This is a genomic window from Bacillus cereus (assembly GCF_007678085.1).
Lineage (GTDB): Bacteria > Bacillota > Bacilli > Bacillales > Bacillaceae_G > Bacillus_A > Bacillus_A cereus_BE.
The window spans coordinates 200781-224081 of the sequence record NZ_VEDW01000001.1 but is presented as its reverse complement, the minus strand read 5'-3'; the positions used below and the strand labels follow the sequence as shown (position 1 = coordinate 224081).

Sequence of the window (23301 nt, the reverse complement as noted above, 5' to 3'; positions counted from 1 at the left end):
TTCTTATTTTTAAGCCGACACATCCACTTGTTTTTTCGCCATATGTTGCTTTACTCCAACTAATACAACTAACAATAATCCTCCACCTATCGTCATCATAACAATGCTAGTTGGCAACATATCTAATAATAATCCATATACAATCATACCGAGTGGCGCGATTGCAGTAGCAATTGTTTCAAGTAGACCAAACACACGTCCTAAGTAGCTCGGATCTGTCGTTTTTTGCATATGTACTTGCATCGGAATATTTACAATCATAATTGCTATACCCGTTAACATCATAAAAGCAATATAGTAAATAAAACTTGCCACTTTTGGAATCGTAACTAGCAACGGGAAGACTGTACATAAACTTAAACCTGCAAACAAGAACAGTCCCGTATAAATAGAACGAAACGGATTATTCACTTCTTTACGCACTGATAAAGCAATCGCCCCCATTAGCATCCCGACCGCTAACATTCCCTCTACAGTACCGAGTTGCCTTGAAGATAAATGCAATGTATGGACGATAATATATGGAAGTGCAACGGTTAGCCCACACGCAAAAAAGTTTACCCACAGTGCTATTTTCATTAAACCATATATTTCATGTTGTCGTTTTACATATGAAAAACCTTCTTTTATACTCGTCAAGAAGTGCTCCTTACTTTCAACCACTTCTTTTTTAAATAAATCAAATACGATAAATAATTGCAAAATAACCGCTAAAAAGAACGTAATACTATTTAATAAAAAAAACAACTTAATAGAAAAGAAACCAAATACAACTCCGCCAATAATCGGCCCTAAAATATTTGATAAAGAAGCTGCCGTTTGATTTAAAGCACTCGCTTTTTGAATACGTTCCTCATTTACTAAACTCGGAATAGACGAAGTTAATGCAACAGAATAAAAACTTGCACAAATTGACAATAATGCTGCTGAAACATAAATAAAAAGAAGTGATGGTCCAAATATAGTAGCAAGAATAAACATAATCAGCATCGTTAAGCTACTTAATAAATCTGTACCAATGACAAGCCACTTTCGATTCACACGGTCAGCTACAGCACCCGCAATCGGCCCACAGATCATCCTTGGAAGTGATCCGCAAACGAGCGTAGTTGCAAAACCTATTCCTGAACCAGTTGTCTTTAAAACGTATAACCCCATGGCAAATGTATAAATTCCTGCCCCTAATAAAGACGTCATCTTTCCAATCATCATTAAAATAATATTTCTCGTTGCAATCTTCATTTTCCAATCATTTTGACCTATACTTATATCTCCCATAACGACTCTCTCCCCTTAAAAGTTAAATTGTGTTAAACTTATTATATAATCGACTTTCCAATTTTTACAACAAAAAGTTTAATTGTATTTAACTTTTTAAATTATAAAGGAGCAATAATATGGCAACTCTCGGTGAAAAAATTAAAGCGTTACGTAAAGAAAAAAAACTTACACAAACAGAGCTGGCAGGTTCGAAACTTACAAAAAGTATGCTTAGTCAAATTGAAAATGGAAAAGCTACACCTTCTATGAAAACATTACAATATATCGCTGAAAAACTTGAATGTGAAGCTAGTTTTTTATTAGAAGATGATGATGGAGAAATTGTGGAACTCATTACAAAAATGGAGCAACTCATAAAAGAAAACAAATGTGATGAAGTGTACGAGACTTTACTACCTATCGTTCAAAAAGAGCTCCCTTCTACTTTAAATACGGCTCGTATATACAAACAATTCGTAACTGCTGCGGTGATTGTGAAAGATTACAACATTGAATCTTACGTAGAAAAAGCTGTTTCTATTTTCGAAAAATATAAGTTATACCGCGACAGTACGGAAACAAAATTAAAATTATCTTTTGCGATATTCACACGTAAAAAGTATGCAGAATGTTTACAACTTATATCTAATATTAGAAATGATTATGAAGAGAAACATTTAGAAATGGATCTTATTATACATATTGATTTATGTTTATATGAAGCCATCATATTACTAGCATGTGGCGATTATGAAAAATGTGAAGAAACGATATTAGAGACACTCGCATTTTCAAAAAAACATCAAGTGTATTATAAAACAGATGTATTTTACCGGATTTTATCTTACCAAAAAGTCATTACAGTTGATAAAGAGCGTTATTTATATTACATAAAAAAATCTGAGCAATTTGCCATTTTTACAGAAGATACTCTATCCATTGCGATGACTAATATTTTAAAAGCCTACTATTACAACACGATTACTAATGAATATACAATCGCATTAAAACATCTAGAACAATATCGAGAAAAACTAAAAGATCAGCCCATTTTTCAAGACGACGGATTGTATTATCTTGAAAAAGGAAAATCTTTATACGGATTAAAACGTTACGAAGAAGCTTTAGAAGCATTGGAACGTGGTATTATACCAGATTATATGAACCATCCACTTGATCAATCGTGGCTTACAACAGCAGGTGCATATCGTGCACTTTGTTACGTCAAACTGAATGATAAAAAAAGAGCTCTTGAAGAAGCCACAAAAGCAAATGAAATGATACAATCGTATCCGGATTCTATTTTCTCTGCATTTATTAAAGAAACATTACAAATAATACAAAAACTTTAAGAATGTCTCGAAATGGTATATTATTCCTCTTTTTTAGCAAAGATAATAATGATGGGAGGAATATAAATGAATATTCAACGTGCAAAAGAGCTTTCTGTGTCATCAGAACAAGCGAATGTCAGTTTTCAAGGCATGCCTGTTACCATTCAACACGTCGACGAAAGCAACGAAACCGCCCGCATATATGAAGTTAAAAATCCAGGACGCGAATTAACGGTTCCAGTTAATAGCTTAGAGGAAATATAAAAAATGCCACTTCGATTTTGAAGTGGCATTTTTCTTATGAAGCACAGATGCCACTATCATTTCTTCATCTTATAATAATAAAATGTAAATTTTATACTCTTGTTCTATATTTTGTGATATTGTATAATTTGGAAATAATTAAATCTTTATAGATAAATATTATACACTTCTGAATCTTTCATTTCCCACTTTATGCATGAAGGAGGAATTTTATGAACCTTTCTATATACGAAGGTTTAGGTATTATTTTTTTCATAATCATTATTACATACGCTCTCGCCCACAAATATTTATGGTCGAAGAAACTGCTCATTATTCTATTTCTCGTAAGTAATGCCATATACCTTATTTGGCGAACTTTTTACTCGCTACCAACTATTAACCTGATAAGTATGATTGCTGGCATTATATTGTTACTTACAGAATGGGCTGGTTATTTACAATCTATCGTTTTTAGCATCATTTCATGGAAGCCGTATAAACGGAAAGAAGTCCCGTTATCTGCTTTCAAAAAATTGCCTACCGTCGATATTTTTATCGCAACTTACAATGAACCACTCGATTTATTAAAACGAACTGTCGCAGGTTGTACAATGATTACTTATCCGAAAGAGTTACTCAATATTTACATTTGTGATGATGGCCGACGGGAAAGTGTTAAAAATCTTGCTAGTGAATTTTCTGTTCACTATATGACTCGTACTGAAAACAAGCATGCAAAAGCAGGAAACTTAAATCATGCCATGGCCCATTCGACAGGTGATATTATCGTTACAATGGATGCTGATATGGTACCAAGAGCTAACTTTTTAGAGCGAACGATTGGCCATTTTTCTAAAAATAATGTTGTATTTGTTCAAGCACCACAAGTGTTTTATAATGCTGATCCATTCCAATATAATTTGTTTTTTGAAAATAATATCGCCAATGAACAAGATTTCTTTATGCGTCAATTAGAGGAAGGAAAAGACCGATTTAACGCTACGATGTATGTTGGTAGTAACGCTCTATTTCGCCGTACTGCGCTAGAAGAAATCGGAGGATTTGCAACTGGCGTTATTACTGAGGATATGGCAACTGGTATGCTACTACAAGCGAACAAATGGGAAACTGTATTTGTCAATGAAACATTAGCAGTTGGATTATCCCCAGAAACTTTTAGCGATTTATTAAAACAACGTGATCGCTGGTGCCGAGGAAATATTCAAGTCGTAAAAAAATGGAATCCTTTCACTATAAAAGGATTATCCTTTATGCAACGGATTTTATATGCAGACGGAATCCATTATTGGTTTTTCGGCATTTATAAAATGGTATTTTTACTAGCACCGCTATTATTTTTAGTATTTGATATTTATAGTTTAGAAATTAACTTTATGCAATTATTTATGTTTTGGGCTCCCGCCTTTTTAACATCACAGCTTATTTTCAAAGCTGTTTCTAATAAAAAACGAACAACTACGTGGAGTCACGTATATGAAGTAGCTATGGCACCTTATATGGGATTTGCTATTTTATCAGAAACCTTCTTACGCAAAAAGTTTCAATTTCATGTAACAAGAAAAGGTGTTCAAAACAACACGAGACATTTTTTATGGATTGCAAGTGTCCCTCACCTCGTGCTACTTATACTAACAATTATTGCACTGATTCGGGCAACACTTATGCTCTTATATCCTGAGCAATATCATATTGAAAGAGAAAGTTTATATATTAACATTTTCTGGGTACTGTATAATGGGGTAGCTATTGTCACTTCATTATTTGTTGCGTTTGAAAGACCGCGTTTCCGAAACTCTGAACGATTTTTCGTTAATTTATCAGGGACTTTATATGCAGAAGATATGACCATTTCTTGCCGCGTTCTTGATATTAGTGAAACTGGTGCACGTTTTGAGGTGGATTCATCTATTCCATTTGAAACTTTATCAAGCATATCTTCCTATACATTATCTTTTGGTGAGGTAGAAAAGATTCATAGTACAAAAAAATGGATCCGGAGACAAGCAAATTCCGTGCAAGTTGGCATTTCATTTAATGATGTATCCCATGAGCAATATTGTAAACTCATTCTTCATCTATTTAGTAAACCTGTTAATGACCGTGTTGAAAAGGTGTATGATAAAGCGTATCTTATTCTTGCAATTGCATCTTTCGTAAAAAACACAAAAAAATCACCAAGGCAATTTCGCAGGCAACATATACGTGAAGAACTGATGGCTCCTGGGACATTGCATATGAACGGGTTGCCAATTGAAGCGACCATTATTGATTATAGTTCCGGTGGATGCCAAGTACAAACGAACACCCCACTCGCCATTGACCAAATTATACAAGTAACAATGAATGAGCGTAATATTCAAAAGAAAAAAGCTCAAGTATGTTGGATTCAAAAAAAGGGTCGTAAAATATATGCTGGATTAAAATTTACAGCGTAAAAAAGAAAAGAAGCCTCGTGCTTCTTTTCTTTTTTTATATGCTAAACTATGTATTAAAAGGGGGAAATCATATGAAAAATGCTCCACAAAAAACGAGCCAGTATTATGCAGTTATATTCACTTCTCATTTATCAAATGATACAACAGATTATAGCATCGTTGCCGACAAAATGGAGAAACTTGCAAAGCAGCAACCTGGATTTCTAGGTGTAGAAAGTGCACGAGATCATTCGGGACTCGGAATCACAATTTCTTATTGGGAATCACTTGAAGCAATTGACAATTGGAAACAGAACGCCTTACATAAAGAAGCGAAAAAAAGAGGCCGCGAGCAATGGTATGAAAACTTCCACTTGCGCATCTGCCTTGTTGAGAAAGAATTTAAGTTTCATAGAGGTACATTGTAACGATGAAGAAAAAATTAGTTCTCGTTGCTGTTCATGAAATATATGGTGTGAACGACCATATGCATCACGTTACCCACTACTTCACTTCATCTCATATAGATGTATTTTGTCCTAATCTTCTACAATCGCAACCTGCATTTCATTATAGTGATGAAGAAAAAGCATATCATTTTTTTATAAATCATATTGGATTTGATAATGGAAAAAAGCAAATTGAAAAATTCATTACCCGTCTCTCTAGTAGTTACACACATATTGGACTTATTGGCTTTAGTGTTGGCGCTACGATCTCATGGCTATGTAGTAACAATCCAAAAATAGATTTTATTATCGGATGTTACGGTTCCCGTATACGTGACTATATTCATATAAAACCAACATGTGCTTCCCTACTTATTTTCCCTGAAAAAGAAGCTAGTTTTTCAGTACCCTCTTTAATTCAAACATTGCAGCAACAAAAAAATCCTTTACTAGAAATACAACAACTACACGGTGAACATGGATTTCTAAATCCGTACACGGAAAAATATAACGGGCACTCTACAAAGCAAGCATACAATTTCATAAATGCATTTCTTGTAAAAAACACTTTTATAAAGGAGATCTAAATGACCCTTACATTACTCTTACTTCTTTTCATACTCATTACCTTTATCTCAGCGTTAACTAGCATTTTTATAACCGTAAAAAAAGGGGCGTTTGAAAAACGCCCCAACTTACAATCTATTATCGTTTGCATTTTATTCTTTACAAATTGGATTTTATATTTAACATCTTTTTATACGTTACTTCCAGAGAAAGTTAGTGAGTTCATATTCTTGCCCATTTGGTTTTTTCTTTGCATTTTAGGTTGTATCGTTATCTGGCGCGAATGGAGAAACAATCGTGTGTTCGCAATATGTATCGGTTTTCTTTCCTGTATTAGTTTTCTATTTGGGTTATTGTTGTTAGTTCTTTCGGGGATGTAATAACAAAAGGAAGAAAACCAACTTTCAACTTTTCTTCCTTCTATCTTTACCTTTAGCTTCCACTGTCACTGATTCACAAGGTGTATAATATATTTGAGGTGTCGCCTTATCAACAAACATCATAAACGTGATGAAACCGATAATAAAGAAAATAAACAACGTTAACAAAATGGCTCCTATCGTTAAAAGTATCATAACACCACCCCTATATTTTTCATGTTATTACACTTTTCGCTATTATATGAGCGTAATCCTTTTTAGAAAAAGAAACGTAACAAAATAATCACAATCACTCCTGTTAATACTGTACCTAATAAACTACGAGTATATATCGCAACAAGAAATGTTGGAATTGCTGCGATCAGGTAATCCCATTGCATCGTCTCATGCATAAATAATACTTGTGCTAAAAGTGCTGCTAATATCGCAATTGGTATGTAATTTAACCATTTTAAACCCCAGTCTGGAATTTGTAGTTTGCTAAATACGAGTAGAGGTAAAATACGTGGCACGAGTGTGACAGCTCCAGCTGCTAGTAAAAGTAATAGTACGTCCAATCTCATTTCCATTTTTCAATCACCACTCCAATCGTCGCAGCTAGTAATGTTGCGAGAATAACTGCTATACTATCTGGCATAAATAAGTGTGAAACGTATGCAATCATAATTGCTACAATTGCAACAGTAAGATGAATTGCTAGCTTCGGTTTACTACTTATGAGCTGAAGGACAAATAATCCGATAAACATTGCTGGTAATGCATAATCCATACCGTATGTATGCGGATCAGGTATCCACTCACCAAATAACCCGCCAATAATAGTAGCAAGAATCCAATTTAAATATGCTGTTACATTTAACCCCATCATCCATCTGTCGCCTACATATCCTTTTTGCGCTGCGTGTTGCACTGCAACGCCGAACGTTTCATCTGTAATTTGAGAACCGATCACTACGTTTTTTAATAGAGGTAGTTTCGTAAAGTACGGCGCGAGCGCAGCACTCATTAAAAGGTGGCGTAAATTAACAAAAAAGACGGTGAAAATGATTGCTGAAGCAGGAGCACCGGCTGCATACATACCAGCTAATATAAATTGGGCAGAACCTGCATAAATTAAAGTGGACATAAACGCAATTTCAATGATGGAGAAACCTGCTGTTTTTGCAATTACACCAGCTGCTATACCGATGCTCAAATAACCAAATACAGTCGGTAAACAATCTTTTACTCCTTGCTGAAATGTATCATCGCTCTGCAAAGCTACATGTGCCTGAGCTTTACTCATCCATATCATCCTCCATTCCTTTCATCATTCGTTTTCCTGTTACGACATGAACTAAATCAATATTTTCACGCCATAACGTATCTAGCTTATCAGCTCCAAATTCCTTTGTGATTTCTTCAATCATAATATCGTGCCGCACATACTCTGTAGCAACGAGAACTAGTGCTGGGTCATATGTTGTAACGGCCCATGAAGTACTATCATTTGAGAAGTTCGCAATTAATACTTCTTCTCCATCACGAGCAATAACAGTTAAATGACCACCCATTCTCTTTTCAACAACGTGGGGCGTCATATAATTATGGTGAAACGTCGCGCCTATTTTTGTATTTGGAGCACCAAATAAGATTGAAAATATATGTACACCTTCCTTTTCTTTTTGATGAATATACGGTTCAATTTCATGCACTTGATCCTCCCATACAGAAATCCATAACTCTTCCTTTGCTCTATTAATTATATTGCATATTTCTTTTACAACACGATCATTTGAGCGAATATGCGAAATTACATCTATTTGTCGTTCTTGTTCTAAACAATTTAATTTTCGGTCTAAAAATTCAAAGGACTTTTCGAAATCTTTTCGCATTCGATCCATTAACTCCGTAGCTGGTACTGGTACATATTTCACTGGTTCAGTAGGAACAATATGCACTGCTCCTTTATCCATTAGCTTACCGAGTACCTCATAAATCATCGAACGAGGTACTCCTGTCTGTTTACTCACTTCATACCCAGTTACTGGGGAATGTTTTAGTAGCCCAATATATGCTTTACATTCATACTGGGAAAAACCTAACTTTTGTAATTCCTTTATAATTTCATCCATCGGCAATCCCTCACATTCTATATAACTCCCATTTCAAAACGATACAAATATATTAGTAGTTATTAGTATACCTACTAATATAGAAAAACAGACACATAAAGTCAATTGATAATTCTGAAATTTTAACCATAAATAAAAAGCCTTCTTATGAAAGGCTTTTTATACATATACTCTTATTTTAACTGCAATGATTTTGATGTATTTCCCTCCAAGTGCTCCCGTAAAGTAGAACCTGTATATTCTTCCCTAAATACACCGGCCTTCACGAATAAAGGAATAACTTCACTAAAGAATAGATCTAGTGACTTGGGAGGTCCTCCTGGGATAGCAATAAATCCATCTAACGCTCCTGCCTCAAATCTATCCATAATTTGTTTCGCAACGTCTTGCGCTGTACCAACCGCAACCCAATGAGCCGAGCCAACAACTTCTGGTCGTTCTAGTATTTGTTCAACAGTTGGTTCATTTTTAATAATATAGTTGCGTAATAATTCTGCGTGTGTTTTACTTCGAACAGTTTGATCACGACTTGGTAACATCTCTTCCGTAATCTTACTTTCTAGCGGAATCCCTCTCGCGTCTAGTCCGAGAACCATTTCGAGTAACGAGTATCTCTTCTCTTTTGTGAGATGTTGATGTGCTTGCCTATGCATTTCTAACGCTTCTTCATATGTATCACCGATAAAGAAATATAACCCAGGCAATACGCGTATATCATCTTGCTTTCGACCATGCTGTTCTGCTCTTCTTCTTAAATCTTGACGCAGTTCCATTCCTGACTCTACATCTGGCGTTGCAGCAAAAATTGCATCCGCAACAGAAGCAGCAAAATTCCGCCCTGACTCTGAAGCACCAGCTTGGAATAATGGCATTTCCCCTGAAATATGCTGCGGAATATTAAGTGGACCTTTCACCTTAAAGTATTCGCCATTATGCTCAATAGGCTTTACCATCTCTCTAATCACATCAGGATTATCTACTTTCAAAACTTCATTAGGATGACTTCCCCAAAGTTTTCTTACTAACGCTGTACATTCTGCCGCTTTCGCGTATCGTTCCTCTGATGATGGCATCCCTTCCTCACCAAAGTTTTCAGCGCCGTCAATGGATGTAACAATATTCCAACCAACTCGGCCGTTACTAATCCAGTGTAAAGATTGTAATTGCCTCGCTAATATATATGGTGGGTAAAACGAAGTTGAAGCAGTCGTAACGACTCCAATTTTTTCTGTTGCATACGCAATAGCTGTAAACAATAACGTCGGATCTAAAATGACATTTCCCTTATTACGAGCAATTAAATCTGGGTGCGCCACTAAATAATCTGCTTTAAAAACAAAATCTAACTTAGCCTTTTCTGCCTGTAGTGCCAACTCTACTTGCTCTTCAATTCCCGAATTAAACTCACTCTCTTGCTCTTTCTTTCTAGAAATTAAACATAATCCAATGCAAAGTTGTTTTTTTGTAGACATACACACCATCCCCTTATTTTTAATTCACTTAGTTAAACAAATATCGCTTTCATGATGAAATTCCATTCTTATGAAAATAGATAAAATGATATTGATAATCATTATCATTTTATGACGTAACTGTAATAAAAGCAATAATAAAAAAAGACTTCCACTATGGGAAGTCTTTTATCTTAATATTTCATTTGCTTCTTTTTCATAAATTTTATCAAATGAAGTCATAACGCGTTGTGACGCTGAAATCATTTTTTGATCTGTCATAAGATCAGCCATCTCTTTCGTCATATCTACATTTGAATTTTCTAGCATATGGTTTTTTACTAATCCTGTTCCATTCGGTAAATCAGCAATGTTCCCTTCTGCTAGTGCAAAGCTTTTGTTCTCTCTTTGCATTAGACGGGCATTCGTTTCTGTGTCTACTGTCTTCGTTTGCAAGCGGGCAATATTATTTTGTGTCACTTCATCATATAATGTACCATCTGCTTGTACAGCGACCTTTGCTCCTTCTGGAATACGAATACGTTCATTATTCTCTCCCATTACAAAAGCACCTGAAGATGTTTGTAAATAACGATCACTATTTAATGTAAAACTACCGTCTCTCGTTAAAAATGTTTCATCATTTTTAGATGTCACGAAAAATGATGATGTGCCGGCCGCACCGTCATCTAAAAAGAAATCCGTAGCACTATTTGTCATTTGTATATTTCCTTGTACTAAGTTCACATGCGTTGCGGCTGGTACTACAGCGTAATCAGTTGAACCGATATTTGTCACAGCCCCATCTCCGCGGCGATATGTGTCTTGTACATCAAATACTTTAGAAGTCATATTTTCTGCTTTAAATCCCGTCGTTTGAGCATTTGCAACGTTATTCGAATGAACATTAATACGCTGCATGTAATTCATCATACCCATAGAACCTATATAAAGACCGTTCATACTCGTTTGAATAAGGCAGTTGCCTTATCCTTCACCTCTTTTCTATGATGTTTGCAACATTTGTTTCGCTAAATGTTCAGCTGTAGCGATATGTATATGTTGCTTCACGTCTTGTCCGTCTGTCATTAATACAATTGGAGCTGATGATACTGCTGGAATTTTCAATAATTCACCACTACTTGCTGTTTCATCAAATTTCGTAAATACGATACCATCAATATGAATATCTTTAAAATTCGTAATGATTTCAATCATATCTTTACTTTTCATCGAAGCTGATAACGTTAAACAAATATAATCTGGCTCTACTTGTCCCATCGTTTCAATCATTTCTTCCACTGTTTCTGACGCACGATAATTTTTTCCGGCTGTATCAATTAAAATATAATCGACGCACGCTTCTTCTTTAAAATACGTAAGCGCTCTTGTCATTGCAGCCTCATCACGTACAGCGATTACTTCAAACCCCATTGTTTTTACGTAATCTTGCAGCTGCTGTACTGTTCCAATACGCGAATGATCTGTCGTAATAAAACCGACCGTTTTTTTCTTACCGTGAAACTGCCATGCCATTTTCGCAAGTGTCGTCGTTTTTCCAACTCCAGTTGGACCGATTAATGCAATTGTTTGTACTTCTTTTTCAAAAACGTTTTCTGTGTTGAAATGAGATCTCATATCTTCCAATATATATCCGATCACTTCTTCTTCTGTAATCATCGTTGCATTCTCAAACTTCACTTTTAACTTTTCAGCATATGCATGAATGAAGTATTGTTCTACATCGTTTTGCTCTAGCATGCGAATTACTTTTTGAATAATAAACGGTACAGATTCTTGCTTTTCTTTTTTTACAACCACTTCTTCTTTCTTGACAGGAACGACTTTTTTCACAGCTTTTTGCTGTTTCGTTACTTTCGTTTCTTCCGTCTGTTTCACAACGACGATACCTTTTTCAAACAACTTTAATAGTTTCTCTTTCTTTCTTGTCCATTCTTCACTATTTCCTGTTTGCATCGCCGCGTATGACATAGCAGTCGTCACGTTTTCTAAATTGTGCAGTACCGATTGAATTCCGTTCGCCTTCACAATTTGTTCTGAAGGATCGTTCACAACTTCCATTAATTGTTCATGAAATTGAGCTGTGTCTTCATTCACTTCTTCCTGTTTATCCTCTGGAAAAGCAACTAACATTTCATAATTCTTTTTCCAAAAAAACGGGATATTACGTTTTACACTTTCATCGACAACGTAATAATAATCTGTACCATATTGGTCAAATAACTTTCGATACAATTCATTTTTCGAAGCTGCTTTTATTCGCATTAACGCTTCTTTCTTTTCTGTATTTTCCATTACTTCACCCCCTACTATTCAATGTAAGCAATTTGATCTACAACAATTTCTGGAGCTAATTCACTAATACAAAGTACTTGTGCTTCTATTTGATAACGCTCTAGCAGTCTTACAATCGCAAACCTGAAATCTTTTCTACGCGTTAATAATACTGGTTCTCTTCCCATTAAGCGGGCTTGTTTAAATACGCGTTGTACTTGCTCAACGACTCGCGATTCTAAATCTAAATCCCAGTTTAATAAATAACCTTGATAAGAATTGTTCACAACGTCCGCATCTAACTCGATTGAATCTGAGAAAAGCGCCGCATAAATTTTACCGTCAGGATTTTTCGCATTTTCACAAATAACTTTTGAAATACATTCACGGACGAATGACGTTACACCGTCAACGTGGTTTTGATAAATTTCTTTTCCGTCAATAATCCCTTCAATAATGGTCGGTAAATCACGAATAGAAATACCTTCTTTTAGAAGTTGTTTAATAACATTTTGAACGAGTGATAAGTCGATTTCTTTCTTCTTAATCTCCTCTAATAAAACGCCGTTATCATTTTCAAGCGAGTTAATTAAGTCTTTTACATGTTGACGCTGAATTAACTCATGAAGATTACGTCTAACGACAACATCTAAATGCGTAATTAATATGCTAAGTGGCTCCAATACTTGATAGCCTTTCATCTGCGCATCTTGTACCATATGTTCTAAAATCCAATATCCATCTTCACCGAAAATCGGATCTTTCGCTGGCTCTGCATCTAAATCGGCCATTACATTCGGTGTTTTCAGTGCTAATAAATACCCTGATTTTAAAACTCCTTCAGCTGCCTTCGCACCTTTAATACGAATAATGTAACGTCCGCGTGGTCTAAAACTCGTATTATCTTTAAAGTTAATGCCAGGAACGTTAATACCAAGATCGGTAATAATCGACTTCCTCATGAGAACAACTTTATCACGAGCTGTTTCTCCGTTAATTTTCTGCTTTACAAGTGCTGCTAAATCTAAACCGAGTTCTACTATAATTGGATATTTATCTGTAAATACTCCGAATGAATCTTCCACTTGTTGCAGTTGTTCATCTTCGCCTTGAATCATTTCTAATTCTTTTTGAAGCTCGTCTTCTTTTTCTTTCTTTATTCGGGTTTTATTACGAATTCCTAAGAAGATAATTGTTCCACCAACGAGTGCGAATGGTAGGAATGGTAACGGAGTAAAAATACCCATTGCTATAAATAAACCACCAAGCGCATATACAACGACTTCATGCGCTAATAACTCTTTAAAGATTCCTTCTGTTACTGTATCCGGTGAACCGTCAAATACACGCGTTACGATAATACCAGTTGAAATCGCAAGCATTAACGAACCAATTTGGTTTACGATTCCGTCACCGACAGTTAACTGTGTATAGTGAATAGCTGCTTCTGCAAAGCTCATGCCCTGCTGCATCATGCCGACAATTAAACCAAAAATAATGTTTACGAATAAAATGACAATCCCGAAAATAACGTCCCCTTTAATGAACTTCCCGGCACCGTCCATCGCCCCGTAAAACTCTGTTTCCATATTTAACTTTTTTCGTTTTGCCTGTGCATCTTTTTCAGTAATAATACGCTGGTTTAAATCTGCATCGATTGACATTTGTTTCCCGGGTAAAGAATCAAGTGTAAAACGAGCCGCAACTTCAGCAGTACGAGACGCACCGTTTGCAACGATAAACTGGAATATGATTAATACTATGAAAATAACGATACCAATTAATAAGTTCCCGCCAATTACAAACTGACCGAACTCTTCAATAACATGCCCCGCATTTCCGTCTGTCAAAATCGCTCGCGTCGTCGATACGTTAATCGATACGCGGAAAATCCCGATTAATAACAACATCGTCGGAAATGACTTTAATTCATCCCACTCGTTAATACTTGTTGCTCGCATATAAATAAGCACTGACATACTTAGTAGAAAAACGATAACGATATCAAGTATAAATGGTGGAAGTGGAATTAAGAGCGCCACTACGAATGACGCTGCTAAAAAGATAGAAAAATAGGTTCTTGCAGAATCTATCTTAAACACAAGAGATCTCCTCCAACCGCGCTATTATACTTCAAGTTCATTCGTTTGAATTAAATAGCGCATAACTTCAATTACAGCTACGTATAAATCTTCTGGAATCGTCTCATCTTCCTCGACTTGATAATATAAAGAACGAGCAAGCGGACGGTTTTCCACCATTGGTATTTCTTGTTCACGGGCAAGCGTTCGTATATATAATGCGAGCTCATCTTCCCCTTTTGCAACGACAATTGGCGCCGCATCAACCTGTTTATTGTACCGAAGTACGACCGAAATATGAGTCGGGTTGTTTACAATAAACGTTGCGCCATCCATTTTCTTCGCAATTGTCCCTTGCAAGATGGCATGCATAAAGTTTTTTCGTTTTCCCTTTACTTGCGGGTCCCCTTCATTATCTTTATGCTCTTGTTTTACTTCTTCTTTTTTCATCTTAATATCTTGCTCGTACTCCCATTTTTGATAAATAAAGTCAATAATAGAAAGAACGATTAATATAATTAAAATAGCTAAAAAGATAAATTTAATTTGCCTAATAATTTCAGTAAGTGACGCAGTCCAGTTAAATCCAATCATACTTACGATTTTCTCTAAATTCTTTTTAAAGAGAACGTAAGAAACGTAACCGATTAATCCCATATAAAACAGTGATTTCAAAATATCTACTAAACTTTTACGACTAAACAATCTCGTAAAATAGTTTTTTGGGTTAATACGGGACGCTTTCGGCTTAATGACTTTAGAAGAAAATAAGAAACCGACTTGAATCATATAGTTGAATAAATGAAAAGCGTATACGAGTATTAATATCGGAGCTGATACTTTTAGTAATAAAATACCCATTAAATAAAAATAATCGGTTGAATCTGTATTTTTTCCAATTTGATCAAACAGCACCGCTACAGAGTTTGCAATCTCAAACCCTAGCCAATCTCCGAAAAAATAAACGACAACTGCTAACACAAGTATGGAAAATAAATTATTTAAATCTTTACTCCGGGCAATATTCCCTTCTTCACGCGATTTCTTACGCTTCTGCGGGGTGGCCTTTTCTGTTTTATTATCCTTTGCCATGCGCGTCCCCCTACTTCGTTAAGAAAAAGTTAAATAGTTTCGTATATTCCTCAAGCAATACGTCCGTCATATTTTTAAACACATAACCGAGCATCGGTACACTCATCGCAATAAACAAAATACCACATGTGATTTTAATGACATATGCATTCATAAAAACGTTTAATTGCGGAGCGTTTTTTGCGATTAAAATTAAAACAAAGTTAATGATGAACAAACTTCCCATAAGCGGAAGAGCAATTTCAACCGCTGATGTTATCGCAAATAATAACGTTGCGAGTAGACTATCTAGAAAACTAGTCGTCAGCAATTTTGAAATCGCCTCTGTATATTGAAACGACTTTAAAATCGTGGCAACGAAATAATTAATGCCGCCAAGTGAAATAAAAATAATGAGAAAAAATATATCAAAAATGGTTGAAAGTAAAGTAGACTGTGAACCTGCATTTACATCAAACAAACTTGCCTGTGATAAACCGATATCAAAGTCTAAAATATGCCCTGCCATTTTTGGAATATTCCACAGCATTTCTACAATTTTTGAAAGTGATAATCCAATTACAATTTGCGTACCTGCATAAGCTGCAACGTCCCAAGTTGTCTTTATGTGAGAGACATCAACTTGATCGGCAACTGTGATCGAAAGAGCAAGTCCAACTGTAACCTTCGCCATTGCTGGAATGGATCGACCTGAGAAAAACGGTAAAAAATATAAAAATGAAGTAATACGGCAAAACGCAAAAAACGTCGCCGCCCATAATTCCATATTCATTTCATTCCACCTATCTTAGTACGAACGCAATAGCGATGGGATTTTATCAAATAAATCTAAAATGAGCGTCGTTAACTCTTGAAACATCCACGGACCTAAAATGATAATAACGAGTACAATACTCGCCATTTTCGGTAAGAACGTCAGCGTTTGCTCTTGAATTTGCATCATCGCCATAATGACAGCGATGATAATAACGACAATCATACTTACGCCGGCAACCGGCATTAAAATCATAACCCCTTTATAAAAAAAGGTTTGAAAAATATCTATAATTGGTGACGTATTCATTTATATGACTCCTATCACATAGCATCAAACGCTTCAGGCGACCGTTTTAAACATAATGTCGACGATTTTTGTATATCCACCTAAATATACGAAAACGAGTATTTTAAATGGTAAACTTAAAATCATCGGCGGTACCATCATCATTCCGAGGTACATTAAAAGTGTACTAATAATCAAATCTATAAATACAAACGCTAAATAAATGAACATCCCCGTTAACAATCCTTTTTGAATTTGCGTTAACGTAAAGGATGGTACGAGCGTAAATAAAGAAAGATCTTTCAAATCTTTCGGTAACTCTTCTCCGCGCACTTTCAGCATCATCTTTAAATCATGCTTATACGTATGCTTTGACATATACTCTTTCATAATCGGAGCTGTCGTCTCTGCAGCTTGACTTACTGTTATTTTCTCTTTCGTCATCGGATCCCACACATCGCTCTTCAGCTGCCCGAGTACAGGCTGCATCGTAAAGAGTGATAAAAATAAGGCAAGTCCAACGAGCACTTGGTTCGGTGGTAAATTCATTACCCCAAGTCCTTGACGTGTAATCCCAAGAACGATCATAAAATAAGTAAAATGTGTAAATAATAGAACGATAGAAGAAGATAATGACAAAAGGGTAACGAGTGCAAATAACTGTACACTTGAATTACTCGTAAACTCTTTTCCATTTTCGAAATTAATAAAACCGTTTTGGGCCGCATACGCTGGATTTACAAAAATAATTGAAAAAACGATAGAAAATACGAAAATAACGGCTAATAATGATAACTGTTTCTTTATTCTCATGATGGATCCTCTACTTTTTTCGTTTCACTCTTCACCGCGTCTTCTAGCGCTTGTTGAAACTGATTTCCTGTTCCTGTTAATTGCACAGATTGTACACCGTTATTACTAATAACAGTGAACACTTGCTTGCCGTCTACTTCAAATAAAAAGGCGCTCGTTTGATGATTTAAATACACGCCATCTTTCACTTGAATATGTCCATTTTCACCTTGTTTAAAAAACTGCTGTTTGCGCGTCTTTTTCGTCATATAATATGCACCGTAGCCGAGCGCGCCAAACAGTAAAACGACTTGAAATAAGGTCGTCATATACGACATATGACTCCTCCTCTACTCTTTATCTAGCATTTGACTTTGCGCTTTCATAAGCGCAGCTTGCTTCTTGTCAGCTTCAATTTCAGAAATGATAATACCGAACTTCTCGTCCATTACGATCGCTTCCCCAATGCCGACTTTCATATTACTTAAATACACATCTACTTTATGTCCTAAGTTTTTCTCTACTTCAAGAACATCGCCCACTTTTAATTGCTTCACATCACCGAGCGTAATAGATGACTTTCCAAGCTTTACACCAAGTTCAATCGAAATATCCGAAACAGTTTCAATATGTGCTTTACCCGCTTCATTTCGCTTTCCTGCAAATTCTTCTAATCCCATTAATGACACAGGAGATACTTCATGCTTCATATGGATCCTCCTACTCTACAAAACTTTTAAATAGGAGCGCCTTACGCGTTCCATCTTTTCCAATAAAACAATTAAATTTATGTTTTCCATCTACAAAACCAAGCAATTCATCCGAAACTTTCGTATGAAGCGGAATAATATCGCCTTCTTCAATTTGTTCAATATCACCCATTGTCATCTTCTGCTCACCAATCGCAACGTGAACAGGTTTATACACTTGATTTACTTTCGCTTCCACTTCAGACGTATACTTTTTACGCTTATCCGAAGAATGTTCGACAATATTTTCAGACGTTAACTTATCCATAATTTCTTCAACAGATAAGAACGGAATACCGATACGCACCGTCGTATTCCAAAAATCCGTTTTCATATTTACGTTTAATAATGAAATGATATCACTCGCTGTCGTAATCTTTAATGCATTCGGATCTGTCTCTGTCGTTACAAATTTCGGTTTAATTGCCACAACACTTTCAAACGATTGCTCTAAATTTTTACATAGAAGTGCAAAAATATTATCAAGCGTTAAAAACTCGAATGCAGTTAACGGTCTACGCATCGTAAAATTACGCTTACTATCTCCGCCGAGCCAACACTCATGAATGTAAATAACAAATGCTAAATCAATCTCAATAACAATTTCTCCAAGCTCTGGAAGTCCGAGGTCAATGACGCAATATAAATAGTAATCTTTCGGCATTTTCTCCACATACTCACTCGTAAATGGAACTTGCTCTACTGTCGAAGGCTCTAAGTCAATTGGAATACGCATACGCGCTGACAACGTCTGTGACGTCTGTTTACCAAACGTAGAAGCAATCGCTTGCAAACTACGTAAATGTTCCACACCGAACTTCTCCGGTCTATTAAAATCATACTCTTGAAATTTATCTTGCTTCCCTGCTTCTTGTGCGAAAGCTGGCATTTCTTCACCTTCATTTACCGCCTTCAGCAGGGCATCAATTTGCTCTTGGCTTAATTTATCGCCACTCATGAAAATCCCCTTCCCTACCTTTTCAATTCAACGATTTCAACGTACATCTTTCCATTCTTCGTCAAAATCTTTCCGGTTCCAATCTCTTCATTCTCAAGCATAAGACGCACCGTATTTTTCGTTGAATTTTCAAGACGATACAATGTACCTTTCGTAATATGAAGCAGATCTTCAATCTTCTTTTTCGTATTTCCGATTTCAAAATAAATTGTTAACGGAATATCATCTTGTAATTTCAAATCTAGCCAACTCCCATATCATGTTCACGAAAATTTCATGTTCTCTCTATATAATGAAATCTCTTATTTTGAAACGTCGATATTTAATATTTTTTTAATATATCCTTGCGTTTCTTTAAATGGAGGTACGCCTCCGTACTTTCTCACATTACCAGGACCAGCATTATAAGAAGCAAGCGCTAATACTAAATCACCATTATTTTTCTTTAAATAACCGCTTAACTCTTTCACGCCGCCTTCAATACTTTCAGCTGGTGAAAATGGATTTTTTATACCCATCTCTTTCACATTCGCCGGCATAAGCTGCATAAGACCCATCGCTCCTGCATGCGACACCGTTTTCGGATTAAAATTAGATTCTACTTCAATCATTTTTTGAATTAACGTTTTCGGAATTCCGTATGAACGGCTAACACGATCAATAATATCCTCATACTTCCCTTCATTTGAAGAACGTATTTTTTGAATATTATACTTCTTCGTTAATCCCCACGTATCAGCAGCCTCATTTTTCGTTTCCGGGAAACGTCGTTCGAACTCTTTTTGTGCAACTTGCACTTCATCGACTTTCTTCGTTTCAGGCTTTTCTTCTGGCTTACTTACTTCCTCTACTTTATGAATAGATTCTGCCGGTTTATTCACAACCGCTTCTATTTTCGTAGATTGTACCGGCTGACTCATATCCTCTACTTTTGCCGGCTGCGTAGTAGCCCTCGTCTCCTTAGCAGGCTCGCTTTGCAACTTTTCTTGAAACCTACTACTAACGAACGCCTGCGGACTACTTAACTTTTGTTGAAACTGTCCCTTTTTATATGCAAGTACTTCTTTTACTATATTTCCAACTACCATAATATCACCTTTTCGGTAAACAAAGATAATCTAATATTAGAGTTTTTTCGTAAAGTTTGCAATAATCCTTTGCAATAAAAAAATGAATAGATTGTTAAACTGCTATTTTCCCATATTCATTAATTACAATTATTCGTTGACACGATATATACCACGGATTACAATTAATTCGAAATTGATTTTTTTGCATATTTACGTTTATTAATTAACAGAAAAATCAATATAAAAAAATGGGGGTTCTTGACATGAGAATTAATACAAACATTAATAGCATGCGTACGCAAGAATACATGCGTCAAAACCAAGACAAAATGAACACTTCTATGAACCGTTTATCTAGCGGTAAATCAATCAACAGCGCTGCTGACGATGCGGCTGGTTTAGCTATCGCTACTCGTATGCGTGCAAAGGAAGGCGGATTAAACGTTGGAGCGCGTAACACACAAGACGCTATGTCTGCTTTACGTACTACTGACTCTGCTTTAAATTCTATTTCTAACATCTTACTTCGTATGCGTGACCTTGCTACTCAATCTGCAAACGGTACGAATGGTACAGACGACCAAAAATCTTTAAACTTAGAATTTGCAGCACTAAAAACAGAAATTGATCATATTGCTGGTGAAACTAATTTTAATGGTAAAAAATTACTAGGCGGCACAGGAACTGATATTGCCATTCAACTTTCTGATGTATCTGGTGATAACCTTACGATTTCAAGTGTTAATGCAAAAGCTGCTGGTCTTAATATTACAAAAGATATTACTAATGCGAAAAACGCTAGTGAAGCTATTACTGAGCTTGACAAAGCTATTCAAACAGTCGCTGATAATAGAGCTACTTTCGGTTCTCAATTAAATCGCTTAGACCATAACTTAAACAACGTGAACAGTCAATCTACTAATATGTCAGCGGCCGCTTCTCAAATTGAAGATGCTGATATGGCAAAAGAAATGTCTAACATGACGAAGTTTAAAATCTTGAACGAAGCTGGCATCAGCATGCTTTCTCAAGCTAACCAAACTCCTCAAATGGTTTCTAAATTATTACAATAATTCATTTGATGGTTAATTACTCTCTGTAATACAGAGAGTAATTATATATATTTAAAAACTATTGGGGGTTCTTAACATGAGAATTAATACAAATATTAATAGCATGCGTACACAAGAATACATGCGACAAAATCAAGACAAAATGAACACTGCAATGAACCGTTTATCTAGCGGTAAATCTATTAATAGTGCGGCTGACGATGCGGCTGGTTTAGCTATCGCTACTCGTATGCGTGCAAAAGAAGGCGGATTAAACGTTGGGGCTCGTAACACACAAGACGCTATGTCTGCTTTACGTACTACTGACTCTGCTTTAAATTCTATTTCTAACATTTTACTTCGTATGCGTGACCTCGCTACTCAGTCTGCGAACGGTACGAATGGTGGTAAGGATCAAGATTCTTTACAATTGGAATTTAAGGAATTAAAAGAGGAAATTGATCATATTGCTGGTAAGACTAACTTTAACGGAAAGCATTTATTAGCTGAGGCTGATGCAACTAAGAATATTAACATACAACTTTCTGATGTATCTGGCGATAATCTTACAATTACAGCTGTTGATGCAACAACAGGTGTTAAAGGATTTAACCTTACGAAAACTATTGGTGATGCGACAAAAACCGCTGATGCTGCGGAATCAATTAAAGAGCTTGACGCTGCTATCCAAAAAGTTGCTGACATGCGTGCAACATTCGGTTCTCAATTAAACCGTTTAGATCACAACTTAAACAACGTGAACAGCCAATCTACTAATATGTCAGCGGCCGCTTCTCAAATTGAAGACGCTGACATGGCGAAAGAAATGTCTAACATGACGAAATTTAAAATCTTAAACGAGGCTGGTATTAGTATGCTTTCTCAAGCTAACCAAACTCCTCAAATGGTTTCTAAATTATTACAATAATTCATTTGATGATTAATTACTCTCTGTAATACAGAGAGTAAATTTTATATATTATCAACTATTGGAGGTTCTTAATATGAGAATTAACACAAACATTAACAGTATGCGTACGCAAGAATACATGCGACAAAATCAAGACAAAATGAACACTTCTATGAACCGTTTATCTAGCGGTAAATCTATTAATAGTGCAGCTGACGATGCAGCTGGTTTAGCTATCGCTACTCGTATGCGTGCAAAAGAAGGCGGATTAAGCGTTGGAGCCCGTAACACACAAGACGCTATGTCAGCTCTACGTACTGGTGACTCTGCTTTAGGATCTATTTCTAACATTTTACTTCGTATGCGTGACCTTGCTACTCAGGCATCAAGCGGGACAAATAACCTTACAGATTCAGCTTCTTTAAACAAAGAGTACCAACAGTTAGCTACAGAAATTGACCATATCGCTCAAAAAACTAACTTTAATGGTAATTCTTTCTTAAATTCAAACGGTGACGATAAGGATCCTTTGAAGGGGCCAAAGGGTACAGACATTAAAATTCAACTTTCCGATGCAGCAAATGACAATCTTGAAATTAAAGCTATTGATGCAACTACAACCGCACTACTTGGTAAGGCAATTGGAAGTTTAACAGACGCTACTGATCCAGCAGCTGCTATAGCTGCTGCAACAGCCGAAATGCAAAAAATTGATACAGCAATCCAAAATGTTGCTGACGCTCGAGCTACTTTCGGTTCTCAATTAAACCGTTTAGACCATAACTTAAACAACGTTACAAGCCAAGCTACTAATATGGCGGCAGCCGCTTCTCAAATTGAAGATGCTGACATGGCGAAAGAAATGTCTAACATGACGAAGTTCAAAATCTTAAACGAAGCTGGTATTAGCATGCTTTCTCAAGCTAACCAAACTCCTCAAATGGTTTCTAAATTATTACAATAATTCATTTGATGGTTAATTACTCTCTGTAATACAGAGAGTAATTATATATATTTAAAAACT

The 23301-nt window shown here is 35.9% G+C and carries 27 protein-coding genes; 9 read left to right on the top strand and 18 right to left on the bottom strand.

What is annotated here, in order from left to right; translation table 11 throughout:
* Positions 1-9 precede the first annotated feature (9 nt).
* Complete coding sequence (locus FS742_RS01170; protein ID WP_144610812.1) at positions 10-1278, bottom strand: MFS transporter; 1269 nt, start codon at positions 1276-1278, stop codon at positions 10-12.
* Between the two features lie 119 nt (positions 1279-1397).
* On the opposite strand from FS742_RS01170, the gene FS742_RS01165 reads away from it, so the two are divergent.
* The 6 genes from FS742_RS01165 (at position 1398) to FS742_RS01140 (ending at position 6671) form a co-directional block, all read left to right on the top strand.
* Positions 1398-2612, top strand: a complete 1215-nt coding sequence (locus FS742_RS01165) for a helix-turn-helix domain-containing protein (RefSeq protein WP_144610810.1) — start codon at positions 1398-1400, stop codon at positions 2610-2612.
* A 66-nt stretch (positions 2613-2678) separates the two neighbouring features.
* Positions 2679-2858, top strand: a complete 180-nt coding sequence (locus FS742_RS01160) for an H-type small acid-soluble spore protein (protein ID WP_071723071.1) — start codon at positions 2679-2681, stop codon at positions 2856-2858.
* 212 nt (positions 2859-3070) lie between these two features.
* The gene (locus tag FS742_RS01155) at positions 3071-5296 is read left to right on the top strand and encodes a glycosyltransferase (RefSeq protein WP_144610809.1); all 2226 of its coding nucleotides are present in this window, start codon (positions 3071-3073) and stop codon (positions 5294-5296) included.
* 71 nt (positions 5297-5367) lie between these two features.
* Positions 5368-5703: an antibiotic biosynthesis monooxygenase family protein gene (locus tag FS742_RS01150; RefSeq protein WP_144610807.1), complete on the top strand. Its 336-nt coding sequence runs from the start codon at positions 5368-5370 to the stop codon at positions 5701-5703.
* Positions 5704-5705: 2 nt separating this feature from the next.
* Entirely contained in the window at positions 5706-6311 is a 606-nt protein-coding gene (locus FS742_RS01145; protein ID WP_144610805.1) for a dienelactone hydrolase family protein, read from the top strand.
* A complete protein-coding gene (locus FS742_RS01140) occupies positions 6312-6671 on the top strand; it encodes a hypothetical protein (protein ID WP_144610803.1) in 360 nt (119 codons plus the stop codon). It begins immediately after the preceding gene.
* A gap of 24 nt (positions 6672-6695) precedes the next feature.
* On the opposite strand, the gene FS742_RS01135 is transcribed toward FS742_RS01140, so the two are convergent.
* From FS742_RS01135 to FS742_RS01055, 17 genes are all read right to left on the bottom strand, one after another.
* The gene (locus FS742_RS01135; RefSeq protein ID WP_144610801.1) at positions 6696-6866 is read right to left on the bottom strand and encodes a DUF3951 domain-containing protein; all 171 of its coding nucleotides are present in this window, start codon (positions 6864-6866) and stop codon (positions 6696-6698) included.
* Between the two features lie 62 nt (positions 6867-6928).
* Positions 6929-7240 (bottom strand): AzlD domain-containing protein, encoded by a 312-nt coding sequence (locus FS742_RS01130; RefSeq protein WP_000425942.1) that lies wholly within the window; start codon positions 7238-7240, stop codon positions 6929-6931.
* A complete protein-coding gene (locus FS742_RS01125) occupies positions 7231-7956 on the bottom strand; it encodes an AzlC family ABC transporter permease (protein WP_144610799.1) in 726 nt (241 codons plus the stop codon). The genes FS742_RS01130 and FS742_RS01125 overlap by 10 nt, the downstream gene beginning before the upstream one ends.
* The gene (locus FS742_RS01120) at positions 7949-8785 is read right to left on the bottom strand and encodes a TrmB family transcriptional regulator (protein ID WP_144610797.1); all 837 of its coding nucleotides are present in this window, start codon (positions 8783-8785) and stop codon (positions 7949-7951) included. Before FS742_RS01120 ends, FS742_RS01125 begins: the two co-directional genes overlap by 8 nt.
* A gap of 173 nt (positions 8786-8958) precedes the next feature.
* The gene (locus tag FS742_RS01115) at positions 8959-10257 is read right to left on the bottom strand and encodes an NtaA/DmoA family FMN-dependent monooxygenase (RefSeq protein ID WP_144610795.1); all 1299 of its coding nucleotides are present in this window, start codon (positions 10255-10257) and stop codon (positions 8959-8961) included.
* 168 nt (positions 10258-10425) lie between these two features.
* Positions 10426-11199, bottom strand: coding sequence for a flagellar basal-body rod protein FlgG (locus FS742_RS01110; protein WP_071721895.1), 774 nt, complete (start codon positions 11197-11199; stop codon positions 10426-10428).
* A gap of 42 nt (positions 11200-11241) precedes the next feature.
* Positions 11242-12552, bottom strand: coding sequence for a flagellar biosynthesis GTPase FlhF (flhF, locus tag FS742_RS01105; protein WP_144610793.1), 1311 nt, complete (start codon positions 12550-12552; stop codon positions 11242-11244).
* 14 nt (positions 12553-12566) lie between these two features.
* Positions 12567-14633, bottom strand: coding sequence for a flagellar biosynthesis protein FlhA (flhA, locus tag FS742_RS01100; RefSeq protein WP_144610792.1), 2067 nt, complete (start codon positions 14631-14633; stop codon positions 12567-12569).
* A gap of 24 nt (positions 14634-14657) precedes the next feature.
* Complete coding sequence (gene flhB / locus FS742_RS01095; protein ID WP_144610791.1) at positions 14658-15704, bottom strand: flagellar type III secretion system protein FlhB; 1047 nt, start codon at positions 15702-15704, stop codon at positions 14658-14660.
* Between the two features lie 10 nt (positions 15705-15714).
* Positions 15715-16476 (bottom strand): flagellar biosynthetic protein FliR, encoded by a 762-nt coding sequence (locus FS742_RS01090; protein ID WP_001055716.1) that lies wholly within the window; start codon positions 16474-16476, stop codon positions 15715-15717.
* Positions 16477-16491: 15 nt separating this feature from the next.
* The gene (locus FS742_RS01085; RefSeq protein WP_001098085.1) at positions 16492-16767 is read right to left on the bottom strand and encodes a flagellar biosynthetic protein FliQ; all 276 of its coding nucleotides are present in this window, start codon (positions 16765-16767) and stop codon (positions 16492-16494) included.
* A 33-nt stretch (positions 16768-16800) separates the two neighbouring features.
* Complete coding sequence (locus FS742_RS01080) at positions 16801-17559, bottom strand: flagellar type III secretion system pore protein FliP (RefSeq protein WP_001220586.1); 759 nt, start codon at positions 17557-17559, stop codon at positions 16801-16803.
* Positions 17556-17876 carry a hypothetical protein gene (locus FS742_RS01075; RefSeq protein WP_000121176.1) on the bottom strand — a complete coding sequence of 107 codons (321 nt, stop codon included), beginning with the start codon at positions 17874-17876 and terminating at the stop codon, positions 17556-17558. The genes FS742_RS01080 and FS742_RS01075 overlap by 4 nt, the downstream gene beginning before the upstream one ends.
* A gap of 12 nt (positions 17877-17888) precedes the next feature.
* Complete coding sequence (gene fliN, locus FS742_RS01070) at positions 17889-18248, bottom strand: flagellar motor switch protein FliN (protein ID WP_144564718.1); 360 nt, start codon at positions 18246-18248, stop codon at positions 17889-17891.
* Between the two features lie 10 nt (positions 18249-18258).
* Complete coding sequence (gene fliM / locus FS742_RS01065; RefSeq protein WP_144610789.1) at positions 18259-19245, bottom strand: flagellar motor switch protein FliM; 987 nt, start codon at positions 19243-19245, stop codon at positions 18259-18261.
* 14 nt (positions 19246-19259) lie between these two features.
* Positions 19260-19484, bottom strand: a complete 225-nt coding sequence (locus FS742_RS01060) for a flagellar motor switch protein FliN (protein ID WP_000775712.1) — start codon at positions 19482-19484, stop codon at positions 19260-19262.
* A 63-nt stretch (positions 19485-19547) separates the two neighbouring features.
* The gene (locus FS742_RS01055; protein ID WP_144610787.1) at positions 19548-20333 is read right to left on the bottom strand and encodes a lytic transglycosylase domain-containing protein; all 786 of its coding nucleotides are present in this window, start codon (positions 20331-20333) and stop codon (positions 19548-19550) included.
* Between the two features lie 245 nt (positions 20334-20578).
* On the opposite strand from FS742_RS01055, the gene FS742_RS01050 reads away from it, so the two are divergent.
* The 3 genes from FS742_RS01050 to FS742_RS01040 all read left to right on the top strand — a co-directional run bounded on the left by FS742_RS01050 (position 20579) and on the right by FS742_RS01040 (position 23241).
* On the top strand, positions 20579-21388 hold the full coding sequence (locus tag FS742_RS01050; RefSeq protein ID WP_144610785.1) for a flagellin N-terminal helical domain-containing protein: 810 nt from the start codon (positions 20579-20581) through the stop codon (positions 21386-21388).
* A gap of 76 nt (positions 21389-21464) precedes the next feature.
* Positions 21465-22295: a flagellin N-terminal helical domain-containing protein gene (locus FS742_RS01045; RefSeq protein ID WP_144610783.1), complete on the top strand. Its 831-nt coding sequence runs from the start codon at positions 21465-21467 to the stop codon at positions 22293-22295.
* Positions 22296-22371: 76 nt separating this feature from the next.
* Positions 22372-23241 (top strand): flagellin N-terminal helical domain-containing protein, encoded by an 870-nt coding sequence (locus FS742_RS01040; RefSeq protein ID WP_144610781.1) that lies wholly within the window; start codon positions 22372-22374, stop codon positions 23239-23241.
* Positions 23242-23301: the final 60 nt, after the last annotated feature.